Raw genomic sequence first — 12,762 nt, 5'->3', positions numbered from 1 at the left:
CACAATCGCACCCCGACCAGTCACCATTCCCCGCGCACCCGACGAACGCGCGCGCATTCGCGGACGATGCCGAGGCGGCAGCAACTGCCATGACCTGCAATACAGGTCAGGCGTGCACGGCAACGGGCTCGTCGGAGGTGACTTTCACATCTTTCGGATTCGCGAGGACTGTTTCGACGGAGCGTCCGCGAAGAGTCACCGAGTCACCGAATTCCCAGCGACCGGATTCCTCGTCTGAGGCACCGTCGACCGACGTTTTGGAGGCCAGGATTGCCCCTGGAGCGTTCTTCGCCAGCTCGGAGAGGCGAGCAGCCTCGTTCACCGGGTCTCCGATCACGGTGTATTCGAATCGGGACTTCGCACCTACATTGCCGGCGACTGCGCGTCCCGCTGCGACACCCACAGCGGCACTGCATTCGGGCACTTCGACCAGCAGCCGTCGGGCAATTGCTCGTGCTGCTGCCAACGCCGAGCCGCAGTGGTCGGCAATTTCGTTGGGAGCTCCGAAGATGGCGAGCGCGGCGTCGCCTTCGAACTTGTTGATGAATCCGCCATGCTCGTCGACCTCGTCGACGACCACGGCGAAGAATCGATTGAGCAGATCAACGACTTCGGTGGGTGGTCGAGACGCCGCCAGCTCCGTCGATCCCACGAGGTCGATGAAGAACACTGCGATATCGCGTTCCTGGCCCCCGAGTTCGCTGTCGGATTGCAGTGCTTTCTCGGCGACCTCGTGACCCACGTGTCGGCCGAACAGGTCGCGAATTTTCTCCCGATCGCGCACACCGTCGGCCATCCGGTTGAACCCGCTCTGTAGTTCACCGAGCTCGGTGCCGTCGTACACCGCGAGACGGACATCCATGTTGCCCTTCTCCACCTCGGCCATCCCCGCGCGCACATTTTTGATGGGTGATGTCGTCGCGAAACCTCCGAGGACGGTCAGCGCAAGGCCGAACACGATCGTGATCCCACCGAGGGAGAGGATGGAGACCGCGAGCTGAGTCGCTGTCGTTTCGGGATTGATGAAGCGGAAGATCGCGATGATCATCAAACCGCTGACCGGCACACCGGTGCCCAGCAGCCACGAGAGAATCGAGCGGCCCATGACTCCGGCAATACGAATCCGGCGAGGATCGCCGGCTTCGAGTGCCCGAGCTGCAGCGGGACGAAGGGCGAATTCACTGAGCAGATAGCTGAACGCGCAGACGACTGTGCCACCGGCGGCGATAGTGAAGGCCACCTTGGGGATCGACGCCGAGTCGATGATGCCGTCGATCGTGGTGAGCAGCAGCAAGGCTCCGATCCAGAGCAGAATCTGGATTCGCGTCAATCGCCATGGCATCGCGAGTGTCGCGACCTGTTCTTCGCGGCTGGGTTGCCGGTCCTCGATTGCCCACCGCAAACTTCGCAGAGCGTGCGTGGTGCCCCAGACCGCACCGACGACGAATGCCACGAACACGTAGACCGGGACGACGATGTAGTTCACCCACCAGTACTTGTCGGGATCGAGGACGTCCGGGCCGGGCACCACGACGCTGATCAACACACCGACTATGACCGCGCCGATAAGATTCGACAGGATCAGGAAGACGGTCAGCAGGATCTGGATTCGGACCCGCCGTCGGCGAGGTGATTCGGAGGTGTCGCCGAGCAGTCGGGAGCCCAGCGGAGCGGCAGATCGTCTCAATTGCGGCATGGTCGTCACAGACTATCGGGGCTCCTGCTTTAAGGTGGTCGAGTGCGTCTAGTTATTGCTCGTTGCCAAGTCGACTACGTCGGCCGCCTCACCGCACACCTCCCGTCCGCTCGCCGCCTGCTCCTCGTCAAGTCCGACGGATCGGTCAGCGTGCACGCGGACGACCGGGCCTACAAGCCCCTCAACTGGATGTCTCCGCCCTGCTGGATGGTCGAGACCACCGAGGACGAGACGACCAAGTGGATCGTCACCAACAAGGCCGGTGAGGAACTTCGCATCACCATCGACGACGTCGAACTCGACTCGAGTCACGAGTTGGGTATCGATCCCGGTTTGGTGAAAGACGGTGTGGAGGCTCACCTTCAGGAGTTGTTGGCCGAGCACGTCAGCACCTTGGGTGACGGTTACACGTTGGTGCGACGCGAATACATGACGGCCATCGGACCGGTGGATCTCCTGTGCCGCAACGCCGATGGCGGAACGGTGGCAGTGGAGATCAAGCGACGTGGTGAGATCGACGGCGTCGAACAGCTGACTCGGTATCTGGAGCTGCTCAACCGTGATCCGCTGCTGGCTCCGGTCAGTGGAGTGTTCGCTGCGCAGGTCATCAAGCCTCAGGCGAAGACGCTGGCCACCGATCGCGGCATTCGTTGTCTCACACTCGACTACGACGTCCTGCGGGGAACCGACAGTACCGAGTTCCGTCTTTTCTGACGACGGTCGGCACGAATCGGCCCGTTCTCTACACTGGACGGGTGCCTCGTCGTAACCAACCCCGCCGACCGAATCGGAGCGGCCCGAGTGATCTCGCTCCGGCTACCGATTCCGTGCTGGGCGGCAACCGGATCGAGGTCGGTCCGGACGGTGACACGTACACGACACGAATGGTCCCGGGTGCGAAGGCCGTGAAGACCTATCGATGCCCCGGCTGCGATCACGAGGTGCGGCCGGGCGTCGCACATATCGTTGCGTGGCCGTCGGACGATTTCGGCGGTGCCGACAATCGCAGACACTGGCACACCGGGTGTTGGTCCGGCCGAAACACGCGAGGCCTCACCCGCAGGTGGTCGTAGCGGGGGAGGCCAGGCGCAGGATCGGCTGAATCAGGACTCCGAGTCGGCCGATTCGTCCTCGGCCTTCGCGGCAGCCTTCTCTTCTTCTTTCTTCAGGATGGCCGTCGGGTCGGGATTGTCGAGCAGTTCGCTCTCACGATTGACCGAGGCGAGCATCGCCGGAACCGAATCGAGCTGCCCGCGAATTCCGAGCAGCTGTGCCAGCACCCGACTGCGGAGCACACGCAGCTCCTCGGCCAGTTCTTTCGAGTGCGCGATCCGACGCTCGGCCTGCTCACTCGCGGACTGAAGCCGTCGGGCAGCCTCGGTGGTCGCCTCCTCGATGCGGCGGGCAGCGTCGGCCTTGCTCGACGCTTCGAGTTCCTCGAGAGCGGTGAGAACCTTGGTGCGGCGCTCGGCCATCGTGATCTCGAAGTCTTCCTGAACCTTGGCGCGCTTTGCCTCGGATTCGGCAGCCAACTTGTCGCGCTCGGCCTGCGCGGCCTCGACTACTCGAGCTGCCTCGGTGCGCGCCTGAGCCATGGTCTGCTGGTGTTCGGCTTCGAGTGCCGTTCGGCGCTCTTCGAGTTCGGCCACCAGTGACTCGTGCCGTCCGCGGAGTCGGGCACTCTCTTGCTGCGCAACGGAAATCATCTCCTCGGACTCCGAGTGCGCCTTCGCGCGGACCTCGGATGCCTCGTCCGAGGCCAGTCGCAGCATGCGTGAAATGCGATCGCTCATCCCCTCCGCCGTGGTGGGCGGAACCGACAGGCGATCGATGTCCTTGCGGAGTTCGTCGATCTCGTCACGAGCATCGTCGAGCTGCTTGGCCAGATCACGAGCCTGCGCGGCGGCCGCATCACGATCTGCGGTCGTCAAACGTAGTTCGGCGTCGAACCGCTCGAAGTAGTTGGTGACTTCGTCGCGATCGAACCCCTTCCGAACGATGGAAAAGGGAAGTTGCACCGTGGAAGTGCGCTCATGATCGATGGCCATGGCCGTCAATTTACCGGTGAGTCAAGTAGAGAGCCATACGGCTCGTTCGCAGAGTTCGATCAGTGCGCGGCTGGGTTGGGTTCGACCAATTCGATCAGTACGCCACCGGCGTCCTTGGGGTGGACGAAGTTGATCCGAGAATCGGCGGTGCCGCGGCGCGGGGCGTCGAACAGCAACCGAACGCCGCGAGCGCGCAGCTCGGTCGAGATCTCTTCGATGTCGGTGACGCGGTAGGCCAACTGCTGCAGTCCCGGGCCGTTGCGGCCGATGAACTTGGCGATGGTGGACGATTCGTCGATCGGCGCGAGCAACTGCAGTGCAGCGGACTTCTCGGTGGCTCCGGGGAAGGAGAGCATCGCCTCGCGAACGCCCTGCTCCTCGTTGATCTCCTCGTGCACTGCAACCATGCCGAGGTGGTCGGTGTACCAGGTGATGGCAGCGTCGAGATCGGGCACCGCGACACCCACATGATCGATAGCCGTCACCAGATCGGAGCGCAGCGGGGCTCCCGTGTAAGACTGCGTGCTGGAGGTCATGGCCATGACGTTAGCGCCAGCTGCGTTTCGGTGCTCCGCCCGGCCGGTATCGGTAGGGGGCGTCGGAGCGTTGATCTCGACAAGGCCGTCTTCATACTTTCGGAGGAAATCGTGACCACAACAGTCATCGTCGCCGGCGCTCGCACACCCGTGGGACGTTTTTCGGGTGCCCTCAAGGACTTCTCGGGATCGGATCTCGGCGGAATCGCCATCAAGGGTGCACTCGACAAGGCCGGTGTTGCGCCGGATCAGGTCGACTACGTCATCATGGGCCAGGTTCTCACCGCTGGTGCCGGTCAGATCCCTGCGCGGCAGGCTGCGGTTGCCGCTGGTATTCCGATGACCGTGCCTGCTCTGACGATCAACAAGGTCTGCCTGTCCGGAGTCGACGCCATCGCACTGGCCGACCAGCTGATCCGCGCCGGTGAATTCGAGATCGTCGTCGCAGGCGGTCAGGAGTCGATGACCCAGGCGCCGCACATGCTCGAGAAGTCGCGGGCCGGATTCAAGTACGGCGATGTCACCATGCGTGATCACCTCGCCTACGACGGTCTGTACGACATCTTCACCGATCAGGCCATGGGCGCGTTGACCGAGCAGCGGAACCAGAGCTCCGAGGCCATCAGCCGCGAGGAGCAGGACACCTTCGCTGCCGCGTCGCACCAGAAGGCCGCCACGGCGTGGAAGAACGGGGTATTCGACAACGAGGTCGTCCCGGTCTCGATTCCGCAGCGCAAGGGTGAGCCGATCCAGTTCACCGCAGACGAAGGCATTCGCGCCGACACCACGGTCGATTCCCTCGGCAAGCTTCGCCCCGCCTTCGACAAGGCCGGCACCGTGACTGCGGGATCCGCGTCGCAGATTTCCGACGGTGCCGCCGCCGTCGTGGTGATGAGCAAGGAGAAGGCCGAGTCGCTCGGTCTGACCTGGCTCGCCGAGATCGGTGCACACGGAGTGGTGGCCGGTCCCGACTCCACCTTGCAGTCGCAGCCGGCGCGCGCCATCGCCAAGGCGTGCGAGAAGGAAGGCATCGCCCCGAAGGACCTCGACGTCGTGGAGATCAACGAGGCGTTCGCAGCGGTCGGAATCGCGTCGACGCGCGAACTCGGCATCGATCCGGAGATCGTCAACGTCAACGGGGGAGCGATCTCGATCGGGCATCCCCTGGGCATGTCGGGAGCTCGCATCGCCTTGCATCTGGCTCTCGAGCTGCAGCGTCGCGGCGGCGGAGTGGGCGCGGCCGCACTGTGCGGCGGCGGCGGACAGGGCGACGCCCTCATCGTTCGAGTGCCGAAGCAGTAGGACTCGTAGTGGCTCTGGAGAAGAACTGAGACCAGAGCCACTACGCTCCGTCGTAGCAGACCGGGCACAATAGCGGGCATGACCAACTTCTTCGACCTGAGCAGCACGGCCAAACGCTTCCGTTTCATCGCTGTGCTCGAAGCGTTTACCTGGCTCGGACTGCTGATCGGAATGGCGTTCAAGTACATCCCCGCCGACGGCAACGAAATCGGCGTGAAGATCTTCGGACCGATCCACGGCGGCGTGTTCGTGGTGTACCTGGCCGTTGCCGTGTTGACGGCGATCAAGCTCAAGTGGGACGTCAAGGCAACCCTGCTGGCTCTGGTCGCGGCGTTCCCCCCGTTCGGCACCGTGATCTTCGAGATCTGGGCCGCGCGCACCGGCCGTCTCGCCGAGTTGAGCACCGGCCGGCCCGCCGCCGACACCAAGGTTCTGTCCTGACCGACCGGCACCGCCCGCCAGTGGATGACGAATCGCGTTAGTGACAAACTGTAGGGCGTGACTCGACCCGGTTCCCGTCCTCCCGTCCGCCCGTCAGCCGTCGTTCCCGCATCCATTGCCGGTGCCGTCGACCTGTCCGTTCTCAAGGACCGTCCGGCACCTGCACCTGCAGCCGAGCCCGCAGGCGACGCGGGAGGACTGGCACCGATCGTGGACGTGACCGCGGCGACGTTCGAGGCCGAGGTTCTGCAGCGGTCCACGCAGGTACCGGTGATCGTCGACCTGGGTTCGGCGCGTTCGCCGCAGTCCCAGGCGTTGACGCGTAAGCTCGGGCAGCTGGCCGTGGAAGCCGCGGGTACGTGGGTGCTCGCGCGGGTCGACGTGGACTCCAATCCGCAGATCGCCCAGGCCTTCGGCGTACAGGCCATTCCGACGGTGGTTGCCGTCGCAGCGGGCCAGCCCCTCGCTGATCTCCAGGGCACCCAGTCGGACGAGCAGTTGCGTCAGTGGCTACAAGCCGTCGAGCAGGCGACTGCAGGAAAGCTCACCGGGCCTCCCGGGGCGGCTGCTGCCGAACCGGAACCCGAGATCGAGGATCCGCGGATCGTTGCAGCCGAAGAGGCCATCGACGAGGGCGATTTCGACAAGGCGGAAGCCGCCTACCAGGCGATCATCGACGCCGAACCGAAGAACACCGAGGCGGTTGCTGCACTGCGTCAGGTCAAGTTCCTCGCGCGGGTGCAGAACCTGGCACCGGACGCGATTGCACTCGCCGACGCCGACGCCGGAAACGTACAGGCTCGGATCGATGCAGCGGACGCCGAAATGGCCGGTCAGCAACCGGAGCAGGCCTTCGCTCGTCTGATCGACGGAATCAAGATCAGTGCAGGCGACGACCGCACTGCACTGCGCACTCGACTGCTCGAGCTGTTCGAGCTGTTCGACTCGGCCGATCCGCTGGTGGTCTCCGCGCGGCGCAAGCTCGCGTCCGCTCTGTACTGACAGCAGGACTCAGCTGTAACGCGCGTCGCACAGTTCCCTTCCGCCGAGAACTCCCGAACGGAACGCGTCGACTCGGGAGAACCCCGACGGCAGCGTCGTACCGTTGACGTCGCTGGCTGCGAGGCCGTCGCTGAGCAGTCCGGACACGGCTTCGTCGAGATCGCCTGGGGAAAGAAAGACTTCGAGGCCGGTGTCACCGTTCTCGGCGCTCATCGCCGAGGTGATGACCCCGGACAGGCATGCCGAACGCAGAGCGGTCTGCGGGTCGTCGAGGGTCTGGCCGGCTTCCTTCTGCACCGCGAGGGTGTAGCGCGAGGCGAACAGCACGTAGGCGCTGTAGTCACCGGAGACGTTGAGCGGCAATATGTCTCCGCGCTGCGGGGTCTCGGGCTGGCCGACTTCGGCCAGGGCCTCGACGTCGACGCCGATGGTGTTGGTCGAGGGGCAGTACGACACCGGCGCAGTGGCTTCGGCGTCGGCGCATCCGACGTCCGATCCGGTGTAGTCGACGGCCGGGGGATCTGCGACGGGCAGTACCTGCTCGAAGGATCGAGTGAAGGCGTCGAGGGAGTCCTCGGTGACCGGTAGTTCACCCGAGTCGTCGGGATCGTCGAATTTCTGCGGCAAGGATGCTCGACGCGAGTCGATCTCGGCCTCGTCGATGCTCGTGCAGGCCCCGGCACCGTCGGTGAAGCCGATCTGCACTGCGGTGACGCGCTCGAAGGCAGAGCCGTGCACCGATTCCGGATCGTTTGGATCGACGTCGCGCACAGCGACGGTTGCGGCGAGGACGCCGTTGAGTCCGTCCGAGGTGTTGATGGTGAAGTGCGGCGCATCGCCCTCGGCGACGTGGCGGATGAAGGCACCGGCGAAACAGTCGGCCTGTTGCTCGGCAACGATGGTCGGGGTGTCGTCGCCGACGAGCCCAGACTGGTGCTGAATGGCATGGCCGTATTCGTGGGCGATGACCATCACTACCGACATCGGTCCGAACGCGTCGACCAGAGCCGGGAGCAGGATGGTCCTGTCCCAGCCGATCGAGTCGTCACGGGTGCAGTACGCAGCGTTGGGAATACCGCCGGTTCGGTCTCCGCAGAATCTGATGCCCGATCCCTCGTTCTCGGACGCGTCCCACGAGACGACCTTCGAGACCGGGGTGAACGTGCCCTTGAACAAGCTGGAGTACTGCTCGGCCCAGAACTGCTGGATGTCGTCGATCGCGTTCGTGGCGAGGATGTCCGAGTCGGTGCCCTCGGCGTTCTCCACGGTGATGGTCGAATCGGGGGCATCGGGCCGGGGCCCGCTGGGCCCGCTCGTCACCGGGAGTCCGGCAACGGTGAACGGGTTCTCGTAGATCGATACGGCGTTTCCGCTGACGGTCTGCGCGCACGAGGTCAGCAGAATCAGCCCTGCAGTGGCGGCCGCGGCCAGTAGTCGGGGTGTGCGGCCGCCACTCATCTATCGCTCCAGTTTTATCCAGATCGCCCCGTTGGCGGGTAGGGCGACCTGGCCTGATGCCGGTCGACCGTGCCACGAGTGCGATGTTGCCGTCACTTCACCCAGGTTGCCCACACCGGAGCCGCCGTACTCCGTTGCGTCGGTGTTGAGGATCTCTGTCCAACGGCCGGGTTCCGGTAGTCCCACACGATAGCTGCCGTGCTCGGTACCGGAGAAGTTGAAAATACACGCGATGACCGAACCGTCGGATCCGTACCGCAGAAAGCTCAGCACGTTGTTCTCGGTGTCGTTGGCGTCGATCCACGAGTATCCACTCGGCGAGGTGTCGAGCGTCCACAGTGCGGGGTGGGACTTGTACGTCGAGTTCAGATCGGACACAAGGGTTTTGACGCCGTTGTGCAGAGGTTCCTCGTCGATCTGATACCAGTCGAGTCCGCGTTCCTCGGACCACTCACGGGTCTGCCCGAACTCCTGTCCCATGAACAGCAGTTGCTTGCCGGGGTGCGCCCACATGTAGGCGAGCATGCCGCGCAGGCCGGCTGCCTTGGCGTAATCGTCGCCGGGCATCCGAGTCCACAGCGTGCCCTTGCCGTGCACCACCTCGTCGTGGCTGATGGGGAGCAGGTAGTTCTCACTCCACGCATAGACCAGAGAGAAGGTGATCTCGTGGTGGTGGTAGCTGCGATGGATGGGATCACGCCCGAGGAAGCCCAGCGTGTCGTGCATCCAGCCCATGTTCCACTTCATGTTGAACCCGAGTCCGCCGACGTTCGTCGGCCGGGTTACGCCGGGCCACGCCGTCGATTCCTCGGCCACGGTGACGACACCGCGGTGCTTCTTGTGCACCGTCGCGTTCATCTCCTGCAGGAAGGTCACGGCCTCGAGGTTCTCGCGGCCACCGTAGATGTTCGGCGACCAGCCGCCCTCGGGGCGGGAGTAGTCCAAGTACAGCATCGATGCGACGGCGTCGACGCGCAGTCCGTCGATGTGGAACTCGTCGATCCAGTACAGCGCATTCGCGACCAGGAAGTTACGCACCTCGCGCCGCCCGAAGTCGAATACCAAAGTGCCCCAGTCGAGTTGCTCGCCGCGCTGCGGGTCGCCGTGCTCGTAGAGCGGGCCGCCGTCGAACCGGGCCAGCGCCCATTCGTCCTTGGGGAAGTGGGCGGGCACCCAGTCGACGATGACGCCGATTCCGGCACCGTGCAGGTGATCGACGAAGTAGCGGAAATCGTCGGGGCTGCCGAAGCGCGAGGTCGGTGCGTAGTACGACGTCACCTGGTAACCCCAGGATCCGCCGAACGGATGCTCGGCGACCGGGAGCAGTTCCACGTGCGTGAAGCCGGTCTCGGTGATGTATTCGGCCAACTGCTCTGCCAACTCGCGGTACCCCAGGCCCGGCCGCCAGGACGCCAGGTGGATCTCGTACACGCTCATCGGTGCCTGCGTCGGCTCGATGCCGGCCCTGGTGTCGAGCCAGGACTCGTCGTTCCAGGTGTACGAGGACGCGGTGACGACCGAGGCCGTCGACGGTGGGATCTCGGTGGCGAAGGCCATCGGATCGGCCTTGTCCTTGACCGAACCGTCGGCACCGTGGACGCGGAACTTGTACAGCGCGCCCGGAGCGATGTCGGGTACGAAGAGCTCCCACACGCCGGTCGAGCCCAGTACGCGCATCGGCCAGCTTCGACCGGTCCAGCCGTCGAAATCGCCGACGAGGGTGACACCCTGGGCTGCAGGAGCCCAGACCGCGAACGAGGTACCGGTGACGGGGCCGTCGGGTGTCGCGTACGACTGTTGGTGCGCGCCCAGAATGTCCCACAGCCGCTCGTGCCTGCCCTCGCCGAACAGGTGCAGATCGAGCTCGCCGAGAGTGGGCAGGAACCGGTATCCGTCGGCGGATTCGGAGACGTGTCCACCGGGCCAGGTCACCACGAGGCGGTAGTCGATCAGGTCCTCGAACGGAATCAGAGCCGAGAAGACTCCGTGGGCGACGTGGGTCAGTTCGTGGTCGACGCCACCGACGCGGGCGACGACCTTCTCGGCATCGGGTTTGAGGGCGCGGATCGCGGTTCCACCGGCCACCGGATGGGCTCCGAGGACGGAATGCGGGTTGTAGTGCCGCCCTGCAGCGATGAGTTCGAGATCGTTGTCGGACGGGGCTGCGACGGTGTCTTCGGGCGTCGTCGGATTCTCGGTCACGTTGAATCCACTCACTTTCGGTTGCCGCGGTAGGCCAGTTCGATACGAGCCGGGTACGGGATGTGGGGGAGCGTGAAGATGTGCGCCACCGACGTCCAGGGCTCGAGCCGGACGAAATTGGTGTGGCCCCAGTCGTAATGGACTCCGCTCACTTCGTCCTTGATCGTGAGGGTGTCCTGCCAGTCGTGGCCGAGGGCAGGCATGTCCAGGTGGATCGTGCCTTCTTCGGCTCCGAAGGGATTGAGGTTGATCACCACCAGGATCGAATCACCGGTCTGCGGGTCGAACTTGGAGTACCCGATCAGCGCCTCGTTGTCGATGGTGTGGAAGTGGATGTTGCGGAGCTGCTGCAGCGCCGGATGCGCCCGCCGGATTGCGTTCAGCGTGGTGATCCAGGGCTCGAGCGACTCGCCGCGGGCCAGCGCACCCTCGAAGTCGCGTGGACGCAACTGGTACTTCTCCGAGTCCAGGTACTCCTCGCTGCCTTCTCGCACGGCCTGGTGCTCGAACAGCTCGTAGCCGGAGTAGACGCCCCAGGTGGGGGCCATCGTCGCCGCGAGAGCTGCTCGGAGAGCGAACATTCCGGGCCCGCCGTGCTGCAGACTCTCGTGCAGGATGTCCGGAGTGTTGACGAACAGGTTCGGACGCGCGTCGTCGGCGCGTCGGGCATGTTCCTCGGCGAACTCGGTCAGCTCCCACTTCGCGGTACGCCAGGTGAAGTACGTGTACGACTGCGTGAAGCCGCGCTGCGCCAGTCCGTACATGCGCACCGGGCGGGTGAACGCCTCGGCGAGGAACAGCACGTCCGGGTCGGTCTTCTTGACCTCGGCGATGAGCCATTCCCAGAAGTCCGGCGGCTTGGTGTGTGGGTTGTCGACTCGGAAGACCTTGACTCCCAGCGAGATCCAGTATCGGACCACGCGCAGCACCTCTTCGTAGATGCCGCGTCGGTCGTTGTCGAAGTTGACCGGGTAGATGTCTTGGTACTTCTTCGGAGGGTTCTCGGCGTAGGCGATCGTGCCGTCCGGCAGCACGGTGAACCACTCGGAATGTGTTGCAGCCCAGGGATGGTCGGGAGCGGCCTGAAGGGCGAGATCGAGTGCCACTTCGAGGTTGTGTTCGTGTGCAGCGGCGACGAACGCGCGGAAGTCGTCCTCGGTGCCCAGTTCGGGGTGGATCGCGTCGTGTCCGCCGTCCTTGGAGCCGATGGCCCACGGCGACCCGACGTCCTCCGGTCCCGGGGTCAACGTGTTGTTCGGGCCCTTGCGGTTGATGGTGCCGATGGGGTGGATCGGCGGCAGGTAGACGATGTCGAATCCCATCCGCTCGATGCGGGGCAACTGCTCGATCGACGTCGCGAACGTGCCGTGCCGCGGAGTGCCGTCCTCGTTCCATCCGCCGGTCGACCGCGGGAAGAACTCGTACCAGGCACCGTTGAGTGCGAGATTGCGATCGACCCACACGTTGACCGCGCGCGATCGAGTCACCAGTTCGCGCAGCGGGTGTACGAACAACAACTCGGCGACCGACGATGCGAACGCGGAGGAGACCCGGGCAGGCAGCGGGCGGTCGGTGTCACGCAGCGCGGCGGCGACATCGGCCAGCATCTGCCTGCTCTCGGCAGGAACACCGGTGGCAGCCCGCAGGAACAGCCGTGCGCCGATCTCGAGATCGTTCGCGAGTTCGTGGGCACTCTGGCCCACTCCGAGCTTGGCTTCGACGGCATGGCGCCAGGTGCTGATCGGATCGCTCCACGCTTCGATGCGGCAGATCCAGTAACCCGGCCGAGAGGGGACGAACACCGCGTCGAACGTGTCGGGTTCGCGGCCCGGTGTCATCGGGATGCGTTCGAGTTTGCCTCCCGGTCCGCGCACCGACAGTGTCGCGGCCACCGCGTCGTGACCCTCGCGCCAGACGTCGGCGGAGACTGGAAACGTCTCGCCCACCACCGCTTTCGCGGGGTACTTCCCGGTCGTCGTATCTGGAAGGACATTGTCGATACCAAGTCGACCTGTCACTTCACACTCCATTCTTCGCTAGAGGTATGGCTGCGCGGGCGCAACCTCTGATCGAACCG

The 12,762-nt window shown here is 64.6% G+C and carries 11 protein-coding genes; 5 read left to right on the top strand and 6 right to left on the bottom strand.

Going from position 1 to position 12,762, the window contains the following annotated elements:
* Positions 1-106: 106 nt before the first annotated feature.
* Positions 107-1,696 (bottom strand): adenylate/guanylate cyclase domain-containing protein, encoded by a 1,590-nt coding sequence (locus tag QM615_RS20790; RefSeq protein WP_149406337.1) that lies wholly within the window; start codon positions 1,694-1,696, stop codon positions 107-109.
* 42 nt (positions 1,697-1,738) lie between these two features.
* On the opposite strand from QM615_RS20790, the gene nucS reads away from it, so the two are divergent.
* Both nucS and QM615_RS20780 read left to right on the top strand, forming a co-directional pair.
* Positions 1,739-2,410 (top strand): endonuclease NucS, encoded by a 672-nt coding sequence (nucS, locus tag QM615_RS20785; protein WP_094640377.1) that lies wholly within the window; start codon positions 1,739-1,741, stop codon positions 2,408-2,410.
* Between the two features lie 41 nt (positions 2,411-2,451).
* Positions 2,452-2,769, top strand: coding sequence for an Rv1322 family protein (locus QM615_RS20780; protein ID WP_149406336.1), 318 nt, complete (start codon positions 2,452-2,454; stop codon positions 2,767-2,769).
* Between the two features lie 30 nt (positions 2,770-2,799).
* Here the strand turns inward: QM615_RS20780 and QM615_RS20775 are convergent, their stop codons facing one another.
* Positions 2,800-3,744 (bottom strand): coiled-coil domain-containing protein, encoded by a 945-nt coding sequence (locus QM615_RS20775; protein ID WP_149406335.1) that lies wholly within the window; start codon positions 3,742-3,744, stop codon positions 2,800-2,802.
* A gap of 59 nt (positions 3,745-3,803) precedes the next feature.
* Positions 3,804-4,286: a methylmalonyl-CoA epimerase gene (mce, locus tag QM615_RS20770; RefSeq protein WP_410482240.1), complete on the bottom strand. Its 483-nt coding sequence runs from the start codon at positions 4,284-4,286 to the stop codon at positions 3,804-3,806.
* A 105-nt stretch (positions 4,287-4,391) separates the two neighbouring features.
* Between mce and QM615_RS20765 the strand changes: the two genes are divergently transcribed.
* The 3 genes from QM615_RS20765 (at position 4,392) to QM615_RS20755 (ending at position 7,025) form a co-directional block, all read left to right on the top strand.
* Positions 4,392-5,582 (top strand): acetyl-CoA C-acetyltransferase, encoded by a 1,191-nt coding sequence (locus QM615_RS20765; protein ID WP_149406333.1) that lies wholly within the window; start codon positions 4,392-4,394, stop codon positions 5,580-5,582.
* A gap of 69 nt (positions 5,583-5,651) precedes the next feature.
* Positions 5,652-6,023 carry a DUF3817 domain-containing protein gene (locus QM615_RS20760; RefSeq protein ID WP_188078681.1) on the top strand — a complete coding sequence of 124 codons (372 nt, stop codon included), beginning with the start codon at positions 5,652-5,654 and terminating at the stop codon, positions 6,021-6,023.
* A 114-nt stretch (positions 6,024-6,137) separates the two neighbouring features.
* Positions 6,138-7,025 (top strand): tetratricopeptide repeat protein, encoded by an 888-nt coding sequence (locus QM615_RS20755; RefSeq protein WP_149406381.1) that lies wholly within the window; start codon positions 6,138-6,140, stop codon positions 7,023-7,025.
* Positions 7,026-7,034: 9 nt separating this feature from the next.
* On the opposite strand, the gene QM615_RS20750 is transcribed toward QM615_RS20755, so the two are convergent.
* The 3 genes from QM615_RS20750 to QM615_RS20740 are packed head-to-tail and all read right to left on the bottom strand — an operon-like array spanning position 7,035 to position 12,703.
* Entirely contained in the window at positions 7,035-8,483 is a 1,449-nt protein-coding gene (locus tag QM615_RS20750; protein ID WP_149406331.1) for a neutral zinc metallopeptidase, read from the bottom strand.
* The gene (glgB, locus tag QM615_RS20745; protein ID WP_149406330.1) at positions 8,484-10,685 is read right to left on the bottom strand and encodes a 1,4-alpha-glucan branching protein GlgB; all 2,202 of its coding nucleotides are present in this window, start codon (positions 10,683-10,685) and stop codon (positions 8,484-8,486) included.
* An 11-nt stretch (positions 10,686-10,696) separates the two neighbouring features.
* Complete coding sequence (locus tag QM615_RS20740; protein WP_149406329.1) at positions 10,697-12,703, bottom strand: alpha-1,4-glucan--maltose-1-phosphate maltosyltransferase; 2,007 nt, start codon at positions 12,701-12,703, stop codon at positions 10,697-10,699.
* Positions 12,704-12,762 lie beyond the last annotated feature (59 nt).

The organism is Rhodococcus sp. IEGM 1341 (assembly GCF_030056895.1).
In the GTDB taxonomy this organism is placed as follows: domain Bacteria; phylum Actinomycetota; class Actinomycetes; order Mycobacteriales; family Mycobacteriaceae; genus Rhodococcoides.
Note: the sequence above shows the minus strand (reverse complement) of the source record. Positions and strands in the feature narration are given on the sequence as shown.

Coding starts and splice junctions, on each gene's coding strand:
- QM615_RS20790 (WP_149406337.1), bottom strand. CDS start 1,696: ATGCCGCAATTGAGACGATCTGCCGCTCCGCTGGGCTCCCGACTGCTC.
- QM615_RS20750 (WP_149406331.1), bottom strand. CDS start 8,483: ATGAGTGGCGGCCGCACACCCCGACTACTGGCCGCGGCCGCCACTGCA.
- mce (WP_410482240.1), bottom strand. CDS start 4,286: ATGGCCATGACCTCCAGCACGCAGTCTTACACGGGAGCCCCGCTGCGC.
- QM615_RS20775 (WP_149406335.1), bottom strand. CDS start 3,744: ATGGCCATCGATCATGAGCGCACTTCCACGGTGCAACTTCCCTTTTCC.